A 20,574-nucleotide genomic window follows, 5' to 3' on the forward strand; every position below is an offset into this window, starting at 1 on the left:
CGGTCAGGGGTTTTCCCATCCGGCGCCATCCGTTTGGATGCAGGAGGAACATTGCAGGGGATCAGCTAATGGAATCCTAAATGCCGGGCGAAGGTTGCCCGGCATTTTAGGAAATTCGTGCAGGTCAGGCCCGCTTCTCAAGCTTGTTGTCGCGCTTCTGGACCAGGGCATTCTTGCGCCCCTGATCGTCGTAGGTCTCCAGCGTGCGGCGGATCTTGCGCAAGGTGGAGAAGCGGTTGGCAACGGACCGGATGCCGCGCAGGGCCCCGTCCAGCAAGGCCTGGTTGCGCAGCACCTTGCCGCGCAGGGGTTGCAGCTGAAGCGCCTCGAGCCCGTCGATCTCGTTCAGGGCGTCGATCAGGGTCTCCTTGCGTTCCAGCAGGTCGGGCAGCGTATCCAGCTGCCCCTTGATGAGCGCCTCGCGCTCCTGTTCCAGCAGCACGTCGAGGTCGTCGATCAGGCGCTGATGCGGGTCTTCCGTCATTTTTCTCTCTCCACGAGTGATTGATAGAGCATTTCCGCCAGGCCGATGCCTCCCGCGTCCACCATTGCATCTGCCTGTTCCCGAATCAGGAAGGAGGAAAACTGTTCCTCCCCCACGCCACCGCCGAAGGTTTCAGAGGTCTCTCCCAGCCCTGCGGTCTTGAGCATCTGCGCAAGGAAAACGGACTCAAGCTCCTGTGCCGCTTGCCATAATTTCTCATGGCGCAGGGGCTGTGCAGGAGGCTGAGGCAGGATGGGGTCGACCATGGGTGACGTCTCCAATTTGATCCAGTTTCCCGAAAATGCAGGAGCACCGGTAAAGAAGCGGTAACCGGTTCTGTCCATAGTCAGGCCATCGCGGAAGAACTCCCGGAGTGCGCCAATGAACATCTCTCACCTTCCCCTGGCCGGGTCTGTTTCCGGCCCAGCGACTGCGCCGGTCGCGAAGGGCGGGAAGACCGGCGAAACGCCCTTTGGTGCGGTTTTCGCCGCCTCCGAAGGGGCAGAGGTCACCCGGAAGGATGGCAGGCACCCCGATGCCCCGGCCCAGGGTCGGAACAAGGCGCCAAAGGCACAATCCGGCAATCAGGCAGAAGATCCATCCGCACAGGAGGCCACGGGCAAGACTGCGAGGCGGCCGGCCAACGGGGCAGCCCAGGTCGTTCCAGAGAACTCGGAGGCTGCAGAAATCCCGGATTTGTCCGGCGTGGACCTGGCCGTCGATGGTGAAGCTGAGATCGATTTCACCGAAGGTGTCGCGCTGCCCGAAGACGACAGCACCCTTCCGGAGGGGCCAGTCGGACAGGAAGGCATCAAGGACGGCGGCAAGGAGAGGACAGTGGAAACCGCAGAGACTGCGCAGCCCCGCAATCGCTCCGACCGCCCCTCAGCCGCACCGGCCCTTCCCTTCGCCGCGACAGCGCAGGCGACGGCAGCCCAGGAACCTGCAGCGGACAAGACGACCCCAGCGGCAGAGGCGAAACCTGCAGCCCCCCGCAATGCAGATCCCGAAGGCACCGCCTTCACCGCCCGGACAGCCGCCCTTTCACTGGCCAGCGCGCGCTCCGGAACGGAGCTTGCAGCGCTCAGCGGCAGCACCTCTGGCCGGTCCATGCCGGCCGGGCTCGGGACGCAGGGTGTGGAAACAATCGCGCTCGCGAAAACCGCCGAACAGACAGTCCCTGCCGGGGCGGAAACGAAAACCGCCCCCGGCGCAGCTCAGGTCGTGCCGGCAAGTCAGAACGCCAGCGACAGGGCGCAAGCCGTCGCGCGACCCGCCGTGCAACAGGCAGATAAGGCCCCATGGCCGCTGACCGCCGAACCGCAAGGCCAAGCAAAGGGAGGCGGGGTCGAAACGCGCACCGGCCTGCCCGGCCCTGAGGCCGGCAAGGGGACCGCGCCGCTTCTTCCCACCGGGCAGGCAGAGGCCTCCGGGCGTCCGGCGCCCCAGGCCGCCGCCCCCGCCACCACGGCACCCGGCCTGACGAACCGCACAGATACGCCAACCGCCCGCACCCGGCCCAACGCCGAACCGGCTGCGGTGCCGCCCACCCCAACGCGGACAGAGGCCGCCCTGCCCGCACCGGCCGCCCAGACAGCGGCTACCCAGACAGCGGCCACCGCTGGTGCGCCTGTAAATCCGGCTGGGCGGGAGGTCTTCGCCACGCGCCAAACAGGCCCCGGCACCGCGCAGCCCCGCGCCACGGATACCGCGATCCCGCCCGCGCAGGCCGATCGGCCCCGCCCGGCCACCAGCCGCGCGGAAACCGCCCGCCCGGGAAACAACCGCTTGGGAAACAACCGCCCGGGAACCGACCCTACGGCGACCAGCCGTTTCGCGCCCCCGACAGCCAGCCAGGCAAGCGCCACGGAGCCCGCGCCCTCCCCGGCGCAGGCCGCCACGCTGCGCGCAACCGCTGCCGCCCCTGCCGCGGGCCAGGCGACCCAGACCACCTTCACCGCAGCGGACAAGACCATACCTCTGGCCGCAGACTCCCCCGCCGCCTCGGATCCCGCGCCGGAGCGTTTCTCTGACCTGCTGCCGCTGACCGATGCGCCGCGCAGTCCCCAGGCGATCACGCGGGCGGACCAGGCCCGCGCGGACCTGGCGCGCCACGTGGCCGCCCAGCTTGCCAATGCCTCCACCCGCCTTGCAGAGGGCCAGACGGAACTGCGCCTGAACCCCGAAGAGCTTGGGCGCGTGACCCTGCGGCTGACCACCGAAGACAGCCACGTGATGCTGCATGTCACGGCGGAACGTCCCGAGACATCCGACCTCATGCGCCGCCACCTTGGGATGCTGGAACAAAGCTACCGCGCACTTGGGTATGAGCGGATCGAGATCTCGATCAACGGCGGACGCACGGATGCGCAAGGGCGCCAAGGCGGCGACGGTGCGCAGACCGGCGCCGGCCCCGCGCTGAGCACAGCTGAACAGCCGGCAGACCCGGCAACCCCGCTCAAGCCGCCCCCCGGCATCCCTTCCGGCGACCGCGTCGACATCCGCCTTTGACCTGACAGGAGTCCTTCCATGGCTATCGTGACCCAAGCCACCGCGGCCCAGGGCGCCGCCCAGACCGCCGCAACCGCGCGCGCCGCCTCTGCCGATGCGCCCCCCAAAGCGGTGATCTCTTCCGATTTCGAGACGTTCCTGCAGATGCTCTCGACCCAATTGCGCAACCAGGACCCGATGAACCCGGTGGAATCCTCGGATTACGCCGTGCAGCTTGCCACCTTCTCCTCTGTCGAACAGCAGGTGCTGACGAACAACCTGCTTGAGGGGCTGACCGGGAAGCTCGTCTCTTCCGGGATGTCGGACCTTGCCGGCTGGGTCGGGATGGAGGCGCGCTCGACCGCGCCGGCCTGGTTCGATGGCGATCCGATCTCCATCTCGCCCAACCCGCTGACCGCCGCCGATACCGCCATCCTGAAGGTCCGCAATGCCGCCGGGACAGAGGTCTTCTCCGGCGAGGTTCCGATCTCGGACACCGGCGTGCTTTGGGATGGCAAGAACAACGCCGGGGCCAGCCTGCCCCATGGCAGCTATACCTTCGAGCTTGAGAATTATCAGCAGGGCGATCTGCTCTCCGTGGATCCGGTGGAAAGCTACACCCGGATCACGGAGGCAAGGATCGTGGATGGCAAGACCATGCTGGTGACGGAAGCCGGGGACCTGCTGCCGACTGACCTCGTGTCCGGGCTCAGGCAGGCGCAACCCGCGACAGCGGGCTAGGCCCCCGCCCCACGACCGCCTCCCCCATGGGGCCCGGCTGCGGCGATGATCGGCGGGGCCCACGAACATTGCGCCGCTGGCCGTGGATGCTGGACGGACGCCCACGCGGTCAATAGGAAGGACGCATGATATGGCAGTACAGGCGATCATGCAGACCCGGACGGAGCCATTGAGCGCCCCCCGTCACGGGACAGAGGCCGCGGCGCTTGCGCCCCTGCTTTCCCGCCTTGGCCTGTCCCCGGATCCGGAGACCTGGCAAAGGCTGGGCGGCGGGCGCAGTAACATGAGCTGGCGTGTGGCCGGCCCCGGCGGCGACCACGTGGTCAAGCTGTATCGCCCGGAAACGGCCAGCGCGGTCTTCCCCAATGATCCCCATGCAGAAGCCCGTGCGCTCAAGGCGCTGCACGGCACCGGCCTGGCGCCGGAGCTGCTGTTCCAGGCCGACAGCCCGCTGGGGCCCTGCGTGGTCTACCGCCACCTTTCCGGCTCGGCCGGCGCGCCGGATCCGGCAGAGGCCGGGCGCCTGCTGCGCCACCTGCACGCCATGCCCGCCCCCCCGGGCCTGCGCATCGGACCCGATGGCAGCCAGGCCCTGCGCGCAGAGATCCGCCAGCAGGCAAAGGGGCTGCGCAGCCGCGACGGCCGCGCGCTTGGCGATCTTCTGCTTGAGGGGATCGCGGTGCCGGATCTGACGGCCTCGGGTGAAGTTGCGCTGATCCACGGCGATCCGGTGCCCGGCAACATGGTCGCCACCCCCAGCGGACTCTGCCTGATCGACTGGCAATGCCCGGCGGCGGGCGATCCGGCGGTGGATATCGCCACCTTCCTGTCACCCGGCATGAACCTGATCTATCGCGGCCGCACCCTGACCCTGTCCGAACGCCTTGCCTTCCTTGAGGCTTACGGCAGTACGCGGGCACGGTCGCGGTTCGCGGTGCTTGAACCGCTGTTTCACGCCCGCATGGCCACCTATTGCCTCAGCCGGGCCGCGGCGGGCTCTGCGCTGGACCGAGATGCGGCGCTGCTGGAACTTCAGGCCCTTGCCCGAAAGAGCGGCACCGCCCCGATCGAGGTCTAAGGCCCGCCCGTCTAGAGAAGCTCGAAAAGCCCGACGACCAGCGCGCCCAGCACCAGGCCGCCAAGCCCCCAAACCCAGCCCGGCACGCCCTGCCGGGTCGGTTCCGCGTGCTTGCTCTTGCTGTCCATCTGGGCGACCAGGGCATTTTCCATCAGCTGCGGCAGGCGCGGGCCGAAACGGGCCATGACGCGGGCCGTGTTGCCAAGATCCCGTGCCAGGGCCAGCGGACCGATGTTCTTGCTGATGTAATCCTGGACCACCGGCTGGGCGACCTGCCAGATGTTGATATGCGGATCGAGCGAGCGCGCGACCCCCTCGACCACCACCATGGTCCGTTGCAGCAGGATCAGCTCCGTCCGGGTTTCCATGCCGAAGCGCTCGGTCACCTCGAAGAGGTAGGACAGCAGCCGCCCCATGGAAATCCGGGTCGCATCCATGCCGAAGATCGGCTCACCCACGGCACGCAGCGCGCGGGCGAATTCCTCCACGTCGCGGTCGGCGGGCACATAGCCGGCTTCGAAATGCACCTCTGCCACGCGCTGGTAATCGCGGCGGATGAACCCATAGAGGATCTCTGCATAGACCCGCCGGGTGTATTCATCGATATGGCCCATGATGCCGAAGTCATAGGCAATGATATCGCCGTCCGCGCCGACCTTCAGGTTGCCCTGGTGCATGTCGGCGTGGAAGAACCCGTCGCGCAGCGCATGGTTCAGGAACAGGGTCAGCACCCGTTCGCCAAGCGCCACCCGGTCATGGCCCGCGGCATCCAGCGCGACGTTGTCGCCCAGCGAATTGCCCTCGACCCAATCCATGGTCATCACCCGGCGGCCGGTCTGCATCCAGTGGATCGTTGGCAGGCGGAAGCCGCCGTCGATCTCCGTATTGGCCTCGAACTGGGAGGCCGAGGCCGCCTCAAGCCGCAGGTCCAGTTCTGCCCGCACCACGCCGTCGAAATGTTCCACCACGTCCATGGGGCGCAGGCGGCGGGAGGCAGGCGACAGTTTCTGGATCAGGCTGGCGGCCAGGTAGAAGGCATCCACGTCCTTGCGGAAGGCCCGTTCGATGCCGGGCCGCAGGATCTTGACCGCGACCTGCTTGCCGTTCTCGCGCAGCCGCGCCTTGTGGACCTGCGCGATGGAGGCCGCGGCCACGGGGGCGGAGAATTCCGAATAGACAGCGTCCAGCGGCTCGCCCAGCTCCGTCTCGATGGCGCGGCGGGCGGCGTCCTGGCTGAAGGGGGGCAGCTTGTCCTGCAGCACGCGCAGTTCAAGCGCCAGCTCCGGGCCGACAAGATCCGGCCGGGTGGACAGGATCTGGCCGAACTTGATGTAGGCCGGGCCAAGCGCGGTCAGCGCGCGGGTGGCGGGCGGCATGGAGGGATCGCCCTTCAGCCCCAGCCACTGGAAGGGCCAGCCCACGATGCGGGCGCCCGCGCGCAGCAGCGGCGGGGCGTCATAGGCATCCAGGATGACCTTCATCGCGCCGGTCCGTTCCAGCGTGGCGCCGGTGGCAATCAGGCGCCAGAAATTATGGGGTCCACGCATGTGTTCAGATCTTCCAGCCGGAATGAAGCGCCGCGATACCCAGGGTCAGGTTGCGGTATTTTGCGTTCTCGAAGCCCGCAGTGCGGATCATCGACAGGAAGGTCTCCTGGTCGGGGAACTTGCGGATCGATTCCACCAGGTACTGGTAACTGTCGCGATCCCCGGCGATCATCTGCCCCATGACGGGAATGCAGTTGAAGCTGTAGCGGTCATAGGCCCATTGCAGCGCCGGCGTCGGGATCTGGCTGAATTCCAGAACCATCAGGCGGCCGCCGGGTTTCAGCACGCGGTAGGCCTCGGCCAGGGCGTCCTGCGGGCGGGTGACGTTCCGGATCCCGAAGGAGATCGTGTAGACGTCAAAAGTGTTGTCCTTGAAGGGCAGCGCCATGGCATCGCCCACCACCCAGTCCAGGCTGTCCGCCATGGAGGCAGCATCGGCCCGCTGACGGCCCGCGACCAGCATGGGCTCTGTCAGGTCCAGCACCGTGGCATGACCGTGGCCGGCACGCTTGAGGAAGCGGAAAGAGATATCGCCGGTGCCGCCCGCGACATCCAGCAGGGTCTGGCCCGGGCGCGGCGCCAGCCAGTCCATCATCGCATCCTTCCAGAGGCGGTGGATGCCCAGGGACATGGCGTCGTTCATCACGTCGTATTTCGAGGCAACGGAGTTGAAGACCCCCTGGACCCGTCCGGCCTTCTCGGCCTCCGGGATCTCGGTGAATCCGAAATGGGTGGTTTTTTCGTCCATGGATCTGCTCCCGGCCTTGCACCTGCTGCTCTTCCCTTCCTTATAGGGCGGGCAACGGCGGCTGCAATGCGGCGATGGGTCGGGGCAGGCCTGTCAGCGCGGGGCCGCGGGGTGCCGGGACAGCGCTGTGTGGCCGGTCCGGGCGCCGGGGGGCCTTGCCCCCCACGGGCAATGACCCCTCGATGGGGTCTGCGGCCGTTCCCCGCCCTGTCATGGCACCGGCGCGCGTCACACGCAGACGTGACAGGAAAAACGTGACGGGGCAGGCGTGACAGGGCAGGCCGGATGCCCCACATGCAGAGGCTCGGGGACGAGAACAGGGACGGAAACGGAAAGTGAAGACATATGCCTGAATTGCCGGAAGTGGAAACCGTCAGGTCCGGGCTGGCGCCCGCGATGGAAGGGGCCGTGATCACCCAGGCCCGGGTGAACCGCCCCGATCTGCGCTGGCCCTTCCCCGACCGCATGGCCGAACGGCTGGAAGGGCGGCAGGTGCTGCAATTGCGGCGGCGGTCGAAATACATCCTGGCGGACCTGGAGGGCGGCGAAAGCCTGCTGGTGCACCTGGGCATGTCGGGCCGCATGACGGTCTCCGGCGATCCGCTGGGCCGGTTCCACCATGAGCACCCCGCGGCGGTGAAACACGATCATGTCGTGCTGGACATGTCCAACGGCGCCCGGGTGACCTTCAACGACCCCCGCCGCTTCGGCGCCATGGACCTGCTGCCCACCGAGGGGGCAGAGCGCCACCCCCTGCTTGCCGGCCTCGGGCCGGAGCCGCTGGGCAATGCCTTTTCCGGCGCCTACCTGGCGGAGAAGCTGAAGACCAAGCGCACGCCGATCAAGGCGGCGCTGCTGGATCAGCGTGTCGTGGCGGGGCTGGGCAACATCTATGTCTGCGAAACGCTCTACCGGGCGCGTATTTCTCCGGCACGGCGCTGTGACCGGATTGCATCATCCCGGCTGGCCGCCCTGGCCCCGGTGATCCGCGACGTGTTGCAGGATGCCATTGCCGCCGGCGGCTCCACGCTACGGGATTTTCGCCGTGCGGACGGGGAATTGGGCTACTTCCAGCATGTCTTCGATGTCTACGACCGCGAAGGCCAGCCCTGCCGCACGGCAGGCTGTGACGCGACGGTAAGGCGAATCGTGCAGTCCGGACGGTCCAGTTTCTACTGTCCGCAATGCCAAAGATAACTTGAACCACATAGGCAAGATGGTAGGGAATCACTCCCAGACCAACCGGAGGGCAGCCATCTCATGGCCTTTGAGACCATCGTCGTCGAGACGGATGACCACATCGCGCAGGTACGACTGAACCGGCCCGATGCGATGAACGCGATCAACGATCAGATGCTGAGCGAGCTGGCGGAGGCACTCACCGCCGCCCAGAAGGACCCCAAGGTCCGCTGCATCGTGATCAGCGGAACAGAGAAATTCTTCGCCGCCGGTGTCGACGTGCGCCAGATGGCCGAGAAAAGCTTCACCGATGTCTTCGCGGGAGAGATGTTCGGCGGTGACGTCGATGCCATCGCCCGCATCCGCAAGCCGATCATCGCCGCTGTGTCCGGCTATGCGCTGGGCGGCGGCTGCGAACTGGCGATGATGTGCGATTTCATCATCGCCTCGGATACCGCCAAGTTCGGGCAACCGGAAATCAACCTTGGTGTCATGGCGGGCCTTGGCGGCACCCAGCGGCTGACCCGCGCCGTGGGCAAGGCCAAGGCGATGGACATGAACCTGACCGGCCGCTTCATGGACGCGGCAGAGGCAGAGCGCTCCGGGCTGGTGTCCCGCGTGGTGCCCGCCAAGAAGCTCCAGGAAGAGGCGATGACCGCCGCCGGCAAGATCGCAGAGAAAAGCATGATCTCCGTCATGGCGGTCAAGGAAGCGGTCGACCGCGCCCAGGAAACGCCCCTGGCAGAGGGGATGCTTTTCGAACGGCGGCTGTTCTTCTCCCTCTTTGCGACAGAGGATCAGAAGGAAGGCATGACCGCCTTCATCGAGAAGCGCGAACCCCAGTTCCGCGACCGCTGAGACAAGTCCGCGACTAAACCTGGAGTTGCATCAGCCCAGGGCGCCCGGCCGCCTTGGGCTGAACCATTCCGGGTCCAGCCCCTCCGGCACCGGTCCGCCCGCGATCAGCGCCCCGGCCAGCGCGGCCAGCGCCGGAGAGCACTGGATCCCGCAGCCCCCCTGCCCCGCCAGCCAGAAGAATCCCTTCGCCCTGTCGTCGAATCCGCAGACCGGCACCCCATCCGCCACGAAGCTGCGCAGCCCGGCCCAGGTGCTCAGCAGCCTGCGCGCCGGCAGGTCGGCGGGCAGATCGAAGGCCGCGCGCAGACGATCCAGGCAAAGCGCCACGTCCAGCGGGTCGGGTTTCACGTCCCCGGGCAGGCTCAGCACCGAATCCGCAGGAGAGGCCATCAGCCGCCCGGCCTCCGGTTTCAGGTAGAATCGCCCCTCCACGTCCGCGACCATGGGCAATTCCTCGGGGGTCACGCCCTCGGGAGGCTCCAGGAACAGCCCCGTGCGGCGCAGCGACTCAAGCCCCAGAGGGGCGGCCCCGGCCAGCGCGCCAAGCTGTTCGGCCCAGGCCCCGGCGGCATTCACCACCACAGGTGCCGCGAATCGACCCGCCGCGGTCTCCAGCTGCCACAGGCCGGAGTGCCGCTGCAGGGCGAAGACCTCGGCGTTGCAGATCAGCTCCGAGCCGTCATGGCGCAGCTTTTCGCGGTGCAGCGTCATGAGCCCCGGCAGATCGATATCGCGGGCCTCTGCCTCGTAAAGGCCACCAACCGCATAGCCCGGCCGCAGCAGGGGCATGCGCAGGCGGATTTCTTCCGCCTCCAGGGTCACGGCGCGCTTGTGGGCCAGCATCTCTTCGGCCCGCTCGGCCAGGGCCTCTCTCTGGTCTTCCCGCGCGATCATGATCAGTCCCCGCGCGCGCAGCAGCGGCGTTTTCGGGCCAAAGCCATGATCTTGTTTGAAAAATGCCAGAGAAGCCTGAGTCAGCGCCTGGATCTCCGGCGGCCCCAGCGAGGAGATAAGGATCGCGGCAGAGCGTCCGGTGGCGTGATAGCCGGGCAGGTTCTCTCGTTCCAGCACCGCCACCCTGGCAGTCCCGGACAGGGCGCTGGCCACCGAAATCCCGCTGATTCCAGCCCCGATCACGATGATGTCGAACTGCCGCGACGCCCGCCCTCCTCTTTACCGGCCCCGGCTTATCCCCTTGCCTGCAATCCGCTTGGGCGCAGTCGGGTGGTTCTTGCGGGGGATCGGCATCCTTCTGCGGATGCGCCCCCCTCCGGTGCCGGTGTCCCTGGGTAAGCCTATAGAGCGCCCAACTATACGTAAACATACATAGTGACCCACTTACATGACGGAGCGGAAATTGGCGCGATTCCGTAAAAGCCCCTTGCCCCCGGAGCGATTCCAAGGGAAAGACGCTGAAACCGCTGCGTGCGGGGGAATTCGGTGGGTCTGCCCCTCCTGTCCAGGGTTTCGGGACAGAGATCAGGCTCGCATATCCAAAGAATCCCCTGTGGGTGTTGACTTGATGATGAGTCGGGCCTAAAGACGCGGCTTCAGAATAACTCCGAACCCGAAACATGGGACGATACGAACATGGCTAACTCGCCTCAGTCGAAGAAACGTGCCCGTCAGGCGGAACGCCGCCTTGACGTCAACAAGGCACGCCGTTCGCGTATCCGCACCTTCCTGCGCAAGGTGGAAGAGGCGATCGCAACGGGTGATAAATCCGCCGCTCAAGATGCACTTCGCAATGCTCAGCCCGAGCTGATGCGCGGTGTGACCAAGGGCGTCTACCACAAGAACACGGTTGCCCGGAAAATGTCCCGCCTGTCTTCGCGGGTCAAAGCTATCGGCTAATTCCGGTCAAGCTGTTGACGTAAAAGGCGCTGCTTCGGCAGCGCCTTTTTTCGTGCGCAGGTTGCAATGTCACAGCACTCCGATTCCTTTGCCGACGGCACTGAGTCAAGCGCTTTGAATTGTTGTATCAGCCCGTCGAAGGTTGCTAGCTTCGGACCTGCGAGTCACTTCGCCTTGGGGGGGACATCGCGGCACCATCCGGTACCGCAGGCCTAATCCAGCTCCAGCCGTCAGGTTGGGGCCAGAAAAGCTGTTCACGATGTCCAGGATCATAGGTTGGACACAACGCTAGCGCGAGCTTCGGTCAGGAAGCCCGTGGCGTTATGTTTGACAGGCACGGCACCCGGTTCACCCGCGCTGCCGCACGCCCGGACGCACGGCCGGGTGATATGGGTCCTTGTTCCCAAGGCACGACAACCGCCTGCGCCGGGGCTAATCGGCGGACGGAACCCGCGCCGGGGTCAATCGGCGCATGGGGGGGTAAGAGCTGATGAGGGGCAAAGAGAAGAACATGGACACGGACTACTGGGGCGAACTGAAGAACAACCTGCGAAAATCGGTGGGGGAGCATAACTTCACCGCCTGGATCGCTCCTCTTGAACTCGACAAGGTCAAGGATGGCGTGGCCACGCTCAAGGCGCCCACGAATTATGCCGGCATCTATGTCGAACGGAATTTCGGGGATCAGATCCTCAACGAATTCGCCGCGCTCAAGGGCAATGTCCGTCGCCTGGTGTTCTGCGTGGAAAAACCCGGTGCGCAGGATCGTGCCGCCCCGGTCGACGGCCAGGAGGGCATGGCGCCTTCCACGGCAGCTGCCAGCCTGTCCCGGGCCGCCGCGCCCCGCGCCCAGGGACGCAGCAGCGGCTCCTTCTCGCAGGATGAGGACATGCGCGCCAAGCTGGAGCGCATGCTGCAACCCGCGCCCCTGGACCCCAATTGCACCTTCGACAGCTTCGTCGTCGGCAAGCCCAACGAACTGGCCCATGCGGCCGCCCGCCGTGTCGCCCGCGGTGGCAAGCCCGAGTTCAATCCGCTGTTCCTCTACGGGGGCGTGGGCTTGGGTAAGACGCACCTCATGCACGCGATCGCCTGGGAGCTTCAGACCAGCAATCCGCACCTGAACATCGTCTACCTCTCGGCAGAGCAGTTCATGTACCGCTTCGTCCAGGCGCTGCGTGACAAGAAGATGATGGATTTCAAATCCCTCTTCCGCAACGTCGACGTGCTGATGGTCGATGACGTCCAGTTCATCGCCGGCAAGGAATCAACGCAGGAAGAATTCTTCCACACCTTCAACGCGCTGATCGACCACAACAAGCAGATCATCCTTTCCGGTGACTGCGCCCCGAACGAGATCAAGAACCTGCCGGTCCGCATCTCTTCGCGCCTGGCCTCCGGCCTGGTGGTCGACCTGCACCCGACCGACTACGAGCTGCGCCTGGGCATCCTGCAATCCAAGGTCGATGCCTTCCGCGTCAACCACCCAGAGATTTCCGTCGCCGATGGCGTGCTGGAATTCCTGGCCCACCGCATCTCCACCAACGTCCGCGTGCTGGAAGGCGCGCTGACCCGGCTGTTCGCCTTTGCCTCCCTGGTCGGTCGCAAGATCACCATGGAACTGACCCAGGATTGCCTGGCCGACGTGCTGCGCGCCTCGGATCGCAAGATCTCGATCGAGGAAATCCAGCGCTGCGTGGCAGAGCATTACAACATTCGCCTCAGCGACATGATCGGCCCCAAGAGGGTGCGCAGCTTCGCCCGCCCGCGCCAGATCGCCATGTTCCTGTGCAAGCGCATGACCTCGCGCTCCCTGCCGGAGATTGGCAAGCGTTTCGGCGGCCGCGACCACACCACCGTGATGCATGCGGTCAAGCGGATCGACGACCTGATGGCCCAGGACGCGCAGATCGCCGACGACCTGGAGCTTCTGCGCCGCACGCTGGAAGCCTGAGCGCAGCCCGCCCCACGGCAAAAGAACGGCCCCGGATCCGCAAGGACCGGGGCCTTTTTCGTTTCCGCGTCAGGGATCCCCGGACCCCGGCACGCCAAAGGGCGCGTCGATGCGCAGGCGCCCGCTGCCGGCCCGTGACGGGGCCGGGCGCGGGCCGGGATAGGTCGAATCACTACCCGCTGCGGCCTCGGCCACCCAGGTGCGGTCCACCGTTTCGCCCCGTGCCAGCCCATCGGCCATGAAGCGCGCCACCAGCGGCGCGGCCATGCTGGTGCCGTTCAGCCGCAGGTAGGAGCCGCTGCGACTTCCCGCCGCGATCACCCCGGGCAGGGCCGGGCTGTCATCGCTGCGCGCGGCGGCGTCGGGCCCCTTGCGGTCGGCGCTGCGCGCGCCCCGCGTCGGCGTGATCGGCCCGGCGGCGGAGTAATCGGGCAGCAGTCCGTTGCGCTCCGTCAGCCCGGCCACCACCACCGGGCGCGCACCTGTGGCAAAACCGCTCAGCGTGCCCGCCCGCCGCACCGGGCAGTCGGTCTCCGCCGGGTCCACCGCCAGCGGTGCGCCCAGCGCATCGAAGCGGCGATAGCAGCTGTTGTCGAAATAGGCCTGCCGCCCGCCGCCCCGGTAGCCGGGCGGGCTTTCCTCGCGCAGCACCCAGACCTGCACCGGGGCCGGGCTGCTGCCGCCCAGCGCCGCATGGATCTGCCATTGCCCCGCCGGGGCCAGCGCCACCGCGGAATCAAGGGCCGCGGTCGGATGCAGACTCAGCCCAATCTGCCCCCGCACCGTGGGCGAGGGATGCCAGCCATAGGCCAGCCGCGCGACCTCGCGCCCCCTTGCATCCACCAGAACCGCGCCGGAGCCGGGACGCGCCTGCACCGGCGGGCTTTCCGGGCCACCGGGCGGGCGCACCCGCAACGTCAGCGCCTCTGCCTCCCGCTCGGTCTGGTAGGGCAGCCAGAACTGCACGTGGCTGGCGGTGCGATCATCGGGCCGGGCCATCAGGCGCAGCTCTTCCTGCGGCGCGCTCAGCGTGGCATGGACCTGCGCCAGGTTGCCATTGCCCGCCGGCAGCACCACGCGCAGCGCGGGATGCCGATCCAGGCGATCCTCGATCAGCCGGGCGATCAGGCTGGTACCGTCATGGGGCCCGCCGAAATTGCCGTAGCTGAAGTTCAGCACCATGGGCACCGGCTCCCCGTCGGGCAGACGGTAGCGCCGCGCGTGGTGCAACAGCCGGTCCACCGCCAGGCCCAGCACCGGCTCAAGCGACCGCCCGGTCACGTCCCGCGTGACAGAGGCCGGCAGCATCGCGCAAAGGATCGGGCGTTCCCGCGCAGAGCCGTCCGGCGGATAGCCCGCCGCCAGCGAACAGACATGGGTGCCATGCGACCGCCGCTGGCTGACGGGCTCCAGCCCCTCTCCGGTCATGCGGATCACCCCCGCCGCGCGGTAGAATCCCTCTTCGTCCAGCAATCCGTGGCGGCTGTGGCGGCGCAGCAGCTTGTCGATCCGCCGCCGCTTCAGCACATGGCCATAGCTGCCCCGCTTGCGCGCATCCGGGGCGCTTTCCATGACATAGGCCAGTTCCACCCGGCTTTCGGCGGGCCCGCTGCGGAACAGCTCATGGGCAATCGCGATCCCGTCGTCGATCACGCCCATCAGCACCGTTTCCTGCGGCAGGACGATCTGATCGTCCTCTTCCAGCGGCGCGGCCTGCTGCACGTGTTCGCCGGCTATCGCCGCGCCAAGCTGGATCGCGCTGACCCCCAGCCCGTTGCCGGGGCGGTTCATCTCTTCCAATACCGGGCCACGGGCAAAGACGGTGACCACCCGGCCCGGCTGCACCACAAGGTCCGGCGCATGGACCTCTGGCAGGATCATCCCCGGCGCCATCTCGGGAAAGGCCGCCTCAACACGCGCCTGCAACTCCGCCAGGCTCACCTCCAGCGCCAGCAGGGCCGACCACCAGGGATCCTCTGGCAGATGCGCGTCGGGGCGGCTCAGGCGGAAGGCGGCCACCGGGTCCGCGCCCTGGGGTGGCAGGTCGATCCATCGCAATGTCATGGCTCAGCCCCCCGCGCCGTGGCCGGGCAGATCCGCCCATTCCGCCACCGCCTTGTCCCAGAGCCAGGCCAGCACGGCAGAGCCCTCTGCCCCCCGTGGCGCCTTGCCCCGCCCGACCCGCGCCCAGGGGTGATGCCGCTCCCCGGAATGGCGCGGCTGACTGTCCTCGGCGGCGTCGTAAAGCATGTGCCAGTCGAAATCCTGCGCGCCGTCGAAATTGCCCCCCAGGAAGCGCCCATGGCTGCGGGTGCGCACCCCGGGATCGCAGCGCTCGGCGATGAAATCCGCCAGCGTCAGCCCCATCAGCGCCCCGGCGGCGCTGTCTGCGGGGAAATGCCCCCCCGCCACGGTCCGGTTCACCGCCACCCGGGCCGCCTGCCGCATCAGCATCTCGGCCCAGACGGGATCCTGGTACTGCGGCGTCTTCGCGGCGCGTTGCAGCTTCACCAGAAGCCGCGCCAGCAGGAAGGCCTCGGTCGCATGGCCGCTGGGCAGGGTGCCATGAGTCGGCGTCAGGATCATCGGCTGCACCTGGGGCGAAAACTCGATCGGGCGCTTGCCGGCCAGGGTATATTTCACCTTCTGCACCGCGACAGAGGCAAACTGCCCCGCAGTTGCCAGAAGCTCCATCGTGTAGGGGGTGCGCGCCGGGTCCATGAACCCGATGGAGGCAAAGAAGGCAAAGGGCGGCGACAATTGCGCCAGGATCTCCGGCCCCCGGTCCGGGCGCAGATCCGCATAGGCCGCCAAGTAGCGCATCTGCTCCTTGAAGGTGTCGATATCGGGCAGGCTGACCGAAACCAGCGGCTCCAGCGACAGGCTTGGCGCCTCCGGCCCAGGGCCGCGATGCTCTGCGTGATCAGACTCCTCGCCGGGGTTGTCGCCCGCGTTGTCGCCAGCGTCCTCTTCGTAGCGATGCCCCCCTGAGCCGCCCTCTGGCAGCACCAGGTCCGTCTGCCACAGGTGCACGGCGGGCCGGTCCTGGTCCAGGGTGGCGGAAAAGGTCACGCGCCCGGCAAGCTCTGCGAAATAAAGCCGCGCGCGCACCTCTGCGGCCAGGCGCGGGATGCCGGCAGGATCGGCGGGCGGAGCCGGTCGGATGGCCGGATCATAGTTCAGCGGCGCCCCCGCGATCCCGTCGCGATTGGTGATCAGCGCCTCTGCCGTGCCCGGCCCCCCGGCGCCCCCGCCGAAAGCGGAAAAGGCTGAAAACGCCGAAAAGGCGGAGAACGCGGAGAAAGCCGAGAAGGCGGAAAAGGCAGAGAAGGCCGAAAAGGCGGATTCAGGCGAACCGCCGCTTTGATAGGTCATGGAAGGCTCCTGTGTTGAAAGCTGTCTGGTGAGAATCGCCGGCCGCTCGCACCGGCCCCGATGCACCGGCCCCAAGCCTACAAGCCCGGGACCGGCCTGCCGTCAGTTGGGAATACCCGCCGCCCTCAGGGCCTCCGCGATCTCTTGTCCAATCGGGTAATCCGCCGCCGGAGAGGTGCGCAGCCAGGTATCGACCCGGAAGCCGGGCTGAAGCGTCAGCAGCTCCTGCGCGGCATCGCGGGCCTCCGGCTGGCGCTCCATCCGTGTCAGGGCAATGATCTTGCCCCGCAGGGTAGAGGTATGGCTGCGGTTCATACGCAGGCTCTGCTGGCTCAATTCCAGGGCGCGGGGGTAATCCTGTGCCGCGATGCAGGCCCCGGCGGCCAGCGCCAGGAAGAAGAAGCGATGCGGATCCAGCGGGGCCAGGTGCAGCGCGCGTTCCGCATCCGCCCGCGCCGCCGCGCCCCGGCCCTGGTAGCCATAGAGCATGCCGCGCAGGATCCGGGCGTTGGCATCGTTGGGATTGATCTCGAGCGCGGCGTCGTAGCACAGCACCGCCTCGTCCAGGCGCCGCCAGAGGTTGGTCAGCACGATCCCCTCGCTGGTCAGCGCCAGGGTGTTTTCCGGGTCCAGCTCCAGCGCCCGGCGGGCACAGTCCAGCGCCGCGCGGGCGGCCCCTTCGGGATCGTCCGACCAGCCCTGCTGAAGCCGCAGCACATGCCAGCGCGCCAGCCAGGCCAGCGGCGTGGGCTGGTCCGGGGCGCGGTCGATAAGAATGCGCAACACGCGCTCGGCGGTCATGAAATCGCCCAGCGTCAGCCGGTGCATCAGCCCGATGGCCGCGAACAGCAGGCTCTGGCTGCGCAGGTCCGGCAGGGCATGGCGGCGCAGCTCCTGCAGGCTGCTCAGCACGATCGCCTTGCGGATCTGCCCGGCCACCTGCATCACCACCTCCGGCGCGCTGATCATCGCCTCTGCCCGGCATTCCAGCCGATCCGCCCAGAGAACCGCGTCATTGCGCGGATCCGCCAGCTCCAGCATCAGCACCACCTGCTCCCCGGCGACAGAGATCCGACCCGACAGCACGAAATCCGCCGCCAGCGCCTCGCGGATGCCTGCCAGGCTGCTGTCACGGTTGGCGAAACGCGCGGTGGACAGGCGGGAGATCACGTTCAGCTCGCGGGAGCGCGACAGGTGGGCGATCAGGTCATCGGCCAGCATGTCCCCCAGCGCGGCCTCTGCGCCGGCGGCCACCTGCGGCCGGGCCGGGCGCGGCGGCAAAATGGCGATCGTCGGCACCAAGGCAGCCTCCTGCCCCAGTTCCGGACGCACCCGCGCCTCCGATCCCGCCGGCAACAGCGCAAAGACACGCACCGCGGGCTCTCCGGGCAGGGCCATTTCTCCGCGATCCGCGAAGATCCCGTCCAGGGGCTCCACCGCGGCCTCGCGCACCTCCACGGTGACCAGGATGCCCGGCGCGGTCATGGCGGCGGCCAGGCGGGCGGCGCGCGGGTCGGCCTCGGGCGGACCCATGTCCATGGCGATGCGCAGGCCCGGCACCCGGTCGAAGACGGAGCGCACCTCCCTGAACGCCTGATCCGCAGCCTCTGCCAGGGCCAGGACCCCCTCTCCGGGGCGCGCCTCAAGGATGGTCAGGCCGCGGGTCTCCAGCCAGCCGGCCAGGCGCCGCGCCAGCTCCGGCTCCGCCCCCGGCGGGGGCAGGATGCGCAGAAGCGGCTGGGCGCGGGCCGCGAAGGCTCCGGCAGGCAGGCGCCCCTCCGGAATGTCATTTGGCAGCTCATCGGGCCTGTCATCCCCCTGCGGCGGAACCGGCCCGGCACGCAGCAGGTAGCCGCGCTTGGGAAAGGTCCGCAGCTGGCTGCGATCCCGATCCCCCACGGCGCGGCGGATTTCCGTAATGCATTGCACCAGGCTGTCATCGGTGACGTTCACATCCGGCCAGACCTCTGCGATCAGGTCGTCCTTGCTGACCATGCGGCCCAGGTTGCGCGCCAGCACCGCCAGGACCTGGATGCTCTGCGGGCGCAGGTGAACCGGCGCGCCCTGCGCATCCACGAGCTCTCCGGTGGCAGGCAGATACCACAGCGCACCGATCCGCAGCGCGCCCCTGCTCCCCATTCCCGAGTGCACGTGCTGATGTCCCATCAGGACATGTCCTCCCCCCGGCGTCATGCCGCCCGAATACCACCTTAGCGTGAGTCGGAGTTTCCAAGTCAACCATTTAGGGTTTTCGCGCCTTCTCCTGCACGCCCCCGCCCCTGCACGGCCCCGCCCCTGCACGCCCCCGTCAGCGCCCCCTCAACGGCATCCGCCCCGCCCCGCGCCGCGCCCTCCCCCGGCTTTCGGAAGGCCTTCGCTTTTCTTCGGGACGGTTTCGCCGGGCCTTCAGGACTTCGGCCATCAGCGGACGCACCCTGAAGCGGCTGGCTCATCCAGCCTCACCCACCACCGCCCCTCATCAAGGAAAGCTCCCATGTCCACCTATCGCATCTCCCTCGGCCGCCCCGGAAATCCCCCCGGCGTCTACAACTTCGCCCAGACCGTCGTCGCACCCAGCCCGGACATCGCCATCGGCCGCGCCTACGAGGCCTGGATTGCTGACACCGCCCCGCCGACCCCCCCGGTTCCGCCCCTGTCCCAGTGCACCGTGAGCGTGCGCCGGATCGGCCAGACCGAAGTGCTGGCCAATGTCGCCTCCACCTCCGCGCAGGAAGAATTCGCCAATGCGCTGGAAGACAAGGTCGGCCAGTTCCTGGGCTCCCGCCTGGATGGCACCTTCCAGACCGTCGCCTATCCCTCGGGCTTCAACTACGGCATCACCTATGGCTCCAACGCCTATTGGAACGCCGCCACCCTGCAGGATTTCGACACGCTGCTTGGCACCTCCTCCAGCGGCCAGCTCGAACTGGTCGGCGGGCGCTTCTCCACGTTCTATTCCCAGATCCTGGGGGCCGTCGCCTTCGACTTCTCCAGCGCCGACCAGCAGGTGATCAACGAACAGGACACCGCGGCCTCGGCCCAGATCGCCTCCATCCTGAGGGAATTCGAAAATGCCGGCGGCACCTATAGCAGCCCGCTGCCCTTCGGCGGCAAGCTGCAGGACGTCTTCAACCAGCTGACAGAGCAATACGGCGCCGTGGACAAGCTGCCCGATACGTTGAACGCCCTGCGCAATGCCATCGCCTCCTACAAGTCCATGGCCGGGGCCAGCTATGCCCTGCACAACCGCTACTACCAGGCCACGGCCCGGCTGAGCGCGGCCCGCGCCAACGTGCTGGCCCCCTCGGAAACCAACGGCGGGCAAGAGGTCAGCGCCAACACCTATTACGTCGGCTACACGCCCAACAAGCTGCCCACGGCGAACCAGCTGCTGGCCGACCTCGGCAATGACGGCAGCTCCGTCAAGATCCAGATGACGCTGTCGGACTTCACCTCCACCACGACCAAGCTCAGCGTCAGCGGCAGTGCCGGGCTGACCATCCCGATCATGGATGTCTTCCGCCTCGATCTCGCCGCCTCGGCCTCCTATGACCTGTCGACCTTCACCTCCCAGTCCTCCACCGTGACGGTGGAAATGACCTTCAAGGGCGTGACCACGGCCGCCGCGATCCCCTCGCCGCTCTCCACCGACAATGCCACCGGCTGGTACGCGGAAGAGATCCTGTCCGAAGTCGCCTCGAAAAGCGGCAAGGACGCAACCGGCTACCAGCTGATCGGATCGGAGTTCAAAATCGATCAGCTCTTCGGCCCGGGCAAGGCCTTCTCCCGGCTCAAGACCTTCGTCGTCTCCCAGCAGCCCGAGGTGGTCATGACCTTCGAGGCGGCAGAGGAAAGCCGGATCACCTCCGATCTCAAGGTCGGGGCCAAGCTCTCCCTCGATCTCTTCGGGATCTTCTCCCTGGGATCAGCCAGCGCCGATTACGAGGTCCACAAGGTCGACACCTCCTCCCGGCAGGGCGCCGTGATCGTCACCTTCTCCGCGCCCAAGCCCAGCGGCTCCACGCCCCTGGAACAGCAGAAGGCCTATGTCATGGGCGGCGTCCCCAGCTACCCGCCGGTGAACGTCTGACCCAGGCATTCCGGATCCGGCACTCCCCCAAGGACTGACCCCGGATCCGGACAGCGGTGGCCCCGAAGCGCTTGCGTGGGCCACCGCCCCAGCGGGCTCCGCTGCCCCATCCGGCGAAGCCCCACGCCCGGCCCTTCCCCCGAAGGTGCCGGGCGCTTCCTTCTGCCAGGCCAGTC

General features: G+C 67.5%; 16 protein-coding genes. 8 read left to right on the forward strand and 8 right to left on the reverse strand.

Annotation, left to right across the window (positions count from 1 at the left end; all coding sequences use genetic code 11):
• Positions 1 to 124 precede the first annotated feature (124 nt).
• Both HCZ97_RS09865 and HCZ97_RS09870 read right to left on the reverse strand, forming a co-directional pair.
• A complete protein-coding gene (locus HCZ97_RS09865) occupies positions 125 to 484 on the reverse strand; it encodes a flagellar export chaperone FlgN (protein ID WP_167688538.1) in 360 nt (119 codons plus the stop codon).
• Positions 481 to 873 carry a rod-binding protein gene (locus HCZ97_RS09870; RefSeq protein ID WP_368484351.1) on the reverse strand — a complete coding sequence of 131 codons (393 nt, stop codon included), beginning with the start codon at positions 871 to 873 and terminating at the stop codon, positions 481 to 483. Before HCZ97_RS09870 ends, HCZ97_RS09865 begins: the two co-directional genes overlap by 4 nt.
• Here HCZ97_RS09870 and HCZ97_RS09875 point away from each other — a divergent pair.
• The 3 genes from HCZ97_RS09875 (at position 866) to HCZ97_RS09885 (ending at position 4,793) form a co-directional block, all read left to right on the forward strand.
• A complete protein-coding gene (locus HCZ97_RS09875; RefSeq protein WP_167688539.1) occupies positions 866 to 2,995 on the forward strand; it encodes a flagellar hook-length control protein FliK in 2,130 nt (709 codons plus the stop codon). The two genes, HCZ97_RS09870 and HCZ97_RS09875, sit on opposite strands and share 8 nt — an antisense overlap.
• 18 nt (positions 2,996 to 3,013) lie before the next feature.
• Entirely contained in the window at positions 3,014 to 3,715 is a 702-nt protein-coding gene (locus tag HCZ97_RS09880; RefSeq protein ID WP_167688540.1) for a flagellar hook capping FlgD N-terminal domain-containing protein, read from the forward strand.
• 130 nt (positions 3,716 to 3,845) lie between these two features.
• A complete protein-coding gene (locus tag HCZ97_RS09885; RefSeq protein WP_167688541.1) occupies positions 3,846 to 4,793 on the forward strand; it encodes a phosphotransferase family protein in 948 nt (315 codons plus the stop codon).
• Between the two features lie 11 nt (positions 4,794 to 4,804).
• Here the strand turns inward: HCZ97_RS09885 and ubiB are convergent, their stop codons facing one another.
• Both ubiB and ubiE read right to left on the reverse strand, forming a co-directional pair.
• Positions 4,805 to 6,340, reverse strand: coding sequence for a 2-polyprenylphenol 6-hydroxylase (gene ubiB, locus HCZ97_RS09890; protein ID WP_167688542.1), 1,536 nt, complete (start codon positions 6,338 to 6,340; stop codon positions 4,805 to 4,807).
• A 4-nt stretch (positions 6,341 to 6,344) separates the two neighbouring features.
• Positions 6,345 to 7,088, reverse strand: coding sequence for a bifunctional demethylmenaquinone methyltransferase/2-methoxy-6-polyprenyl-1,4-benzoquinol methylase UbiE (ubiE, locus tag HCZ97_RS09895; RefSeq protein ID WP_167688543.1), 744 nt, complete (start codon positions 7,086 to 7,088; stop codon positions 6,345 to 6,347).
• Positions 7,089 to 7,433: 345 nt separating this feature from the next.
• Here ubiE and mutM point away from each other — a divergent pair, with 345 nt between their 5' ends.
• Together mutM and HCZ97_RS09905 are read left to right on the forward strand one after the other, a co-directional pair.
• Positions 7,434 to 8,285, forward strand: a complete 852-nt coding sequence (mutM, locus tag HCZ97_RS09900) for a bifunctional DNA-formamidopyrimidine glycosylase/DNA-(apurinic or apyrimidinic site) lyase (RefSeq protein WP_167688544.1) — start codon at positions 7,434 to 7,436, stop codon at positions 8,283 to 8,285.
• A 63-nt stretch (positions 8,286 to 8,348) separates the two neighbouring features.
• Positions 8,349 to 9,125, forward strand: coding sequence for an enoyl-CoA hydratase (locus HCZ97_RS09905; protein ID WP_167688545.1), 777 nt, complete (start codon positions 8,349 to 8,351; stop codon positions 9,123 to 9,125).
• A 30-nt stretch (positions 9,126 to 9,155) separates the two neighbouring features.
• Here the strand turns inward: HCZ97_RS09905 and HCZ97_RS09910 are convergent, their stop codons facing one another.
• Positions 9,156 to 10,262 carry an FAD-dependent oxidoreductase gene (locus HCZ97_RS09910; RefSeq protein ID WP_167688546.1) on the reverse strand — a complete coding sequence of 369 codons (1,107 nt, stop codon included), beginning with the start codon at positions 10,260 to 10,262 and terminating at the stop codon, positions 9,156 to 9,158.
• A 453-nt stretch (positions 10,263 to 10,715) separates the two neighbouring features.
• Here HCZ97_RS09910 and rpsT point away from each other — a divergent pair, with 453 nt between their 5' ends.
• Together rpsT and dnaA are read left to right on the forward strand one after the other, a co-directional pair.
• Complete coding sequence (rpsT, locus tag HCZ97_RS09915) at positions 10,716 to 10,979, forward strand: 30S ribosomal protein S20 (protein WP_167688547.1); 264 nt, start codon at positions 10,716 to 10,718, stop codon at positions 10,977 to 10,979.
• 511 nt (positions 10,980 to 11,490) lie between these two features.
• Positions 11,491 to 12,933 carry a chromosomal replication initiator protein DnaA gene (gene dnaA / locus HCZ97_RS09920; protein WP_167688548.1) on the forward strand — a complete coding sequence of 481 codons (1,443 nt, stop codon included), beginning with the start codon at positions 11,491 to 11,493 and terminating at the stop codon, positions 12,931 to 12,933.
• 69 nt (positions 12,934 to 13,002) lie between these two features.
• On the opposite strand, the gene HCZ97_RS09925 is transcribed toward dnaA, so the two are convergent.
• The 3 genes from HCZ97_RS09925 to HCZ97_RS09940 all read right to left on the reverse strand — a co-directional run bounded on the left by HCZ97_RS09925 (position 13,003) and on the right by HCZ97_RS09940 (position 18,447).
• A complete protein-coding gene (locus tag HCZ97_RS09925; RefSeq protein WP_167688549.1) occupies positions 13,003 to 14,997 on the reverse strand; it encodes a hypothetical protein in 1,995 nt (664 codons plus the stop codon).
• Positions 14,998 to 15,000: 3 nt separating this feature from the next.
• Positions 15,001 to 16,308 carry a phosphatase PAP2 family protein gene (locus HCZ97_RS09930; RefSeq protein WP_175581691.1) on the reverse strand — a complete coding sequence of 436 codons (1,308 nt, stop codon included), beginning with the start codon at positions 16,306 to 16,308 and terminating at the stop codon, positions 15,001 to 15,003.
• Positions 16,309 to 16,410: 102 nt separating this feature from the next.
• Complete coding sequence (locus HCZ97_RS09940) at positions 16,411 to 18,447, reverse strand: winged helix-turn-helix domain-containing protein (RefSeq protein ID WP_217701758.1); 2,037 nt, start codon at positions 18,445 to 18,447, stop codon at positions 16,411 to 16,413.
• 355 nt (positions 18,448 to 18,802) lie between these two features.
• Between HCZ97_RS09940 and HCZ97_RS20725 the strand changes: the two genes are divergently transcribed.
• Positions 18,803 to 20,398 (forward strand): hypothetical protein, encoded by a 1,596-nt coding sequence (locus HCZ97_RS20725; RefSeq protein WP_167688552.1) that lies wholly within the window; start codon positions 18,803 to 18,805, stop codon positions 20,396 to 20,398.
• The last annotated feature ends 176 nt before the right edge of the window (positions 20,399 to 20,574 follow it).

This window comes from Pseudooceanicola sp. HF7, from assembly GCF_011806405.1.
Taxonomy (GTDB): domain Bacteria; phylum Pseudomonadota; class Alphaproteobacteria; order Rhodobacterales; family Rhodobacteraceae; genus Pseudooceanicola.

Coding starts and splice junctions, on each gene's coding strand:
- HCZ97_RS09865 (WP_167688538.1), bottom strand. CDS start 484: ATGACGGAAGACCCGCATCAGCGCCTGATCGACGACCTCGACGTGCTG.
- HCZ97_RS09875 (WP_167688539.1), top strand. CDS start 866: ATGAACATCTCTCACCTTCCCCTGGCCGGGTCTGTTTCCGGCCCAGCG.
- HCZ97_RS09870 (WP_368484351.1), bottom strand. CDS start 873: ATGTTCATTGGCGCACTCCGGGAGTTCTTCCGCGATGGCCTGACTATG.
- HCZ97_RS09880 (WP_167688540.1), top strand. CDS start 3,014: ATGGCTATCGTGACCCAAGCCACCGCGGCCCAGGGCGCCGCCCAGACC.
- HCZ97_RS09885 (WP_167688541.1), top strand. CDS start 3,846: ATGGCAGTACAGGCGATCATGCAGACCCGGACGGAGCCATTGAGCGCC.
- ubiB (WP_167688542.1), bottom strand. CDS start 6,340: ATGCGTGGACCCCATAATTTCTGGCGCCTGATTGCCACCGGCGCCACG.
- ubiE (WP_167688543.1), bottom strand. CDS start 7,088: ATGGACGAAAAAACCACCCATTTCGGATTCACCGAGATCCCGGAGGCC.
- mutM (WP_167688544.1), top strand. CDS start 7,434: ATGCCTGAATTGCCGGAAGTGGAAACCGTCAGGTCCGGGCTGGCGCCC.
- HCZ97_RS09905 (WP_167688545.1), top strand. CDS start 8,349: ATGGCCTTTGAGACCATCGTCGTCGAGACGGATGACCACATCGCGCAG.
- rpsT (WP_167688547.1), top strand. CDS start 10,716: ATGGCTAACTCGCCTCAGTCGAAGAAACGTGCCCGTCAGGCGGAACGC.
- dnaA (WP_167688548.1), top strand. CDS start 11,491: ATGGACACGGACTACTGGGGCGAACTGAAGAACAACCTGCGAAAATCG.
- HCZ97_RS09925 (WP_167688549.1), bottom strand. CDS start 14,997: ATGACATTGCGATGGATCGACCTGCCACCCCAGGGCGCGGACCCGGTG.
- HCZ97_RS09930 (WP_175581691.1), bottom strand. CDS start 16,308: ATGACCTATCAAAGCGGCGGTTCGCCTGAATCCGCCTTTTCGGCCTTC.
- HCZ97_RS09940 (WP_217701758.1), bottom strand. CDS start 18,447: ATGGGGAGCAGGGGCGCGCTGCGGATCGGTGCGCTGTGGTATCTGCCT.
- HCZ97_RS20725 (WP_167688552.1), top strand. CDS start 18,803: ATGTCCACCTATCGCATCTCCCTCGGCCGCCCCGGAAATCCCCCCGGC.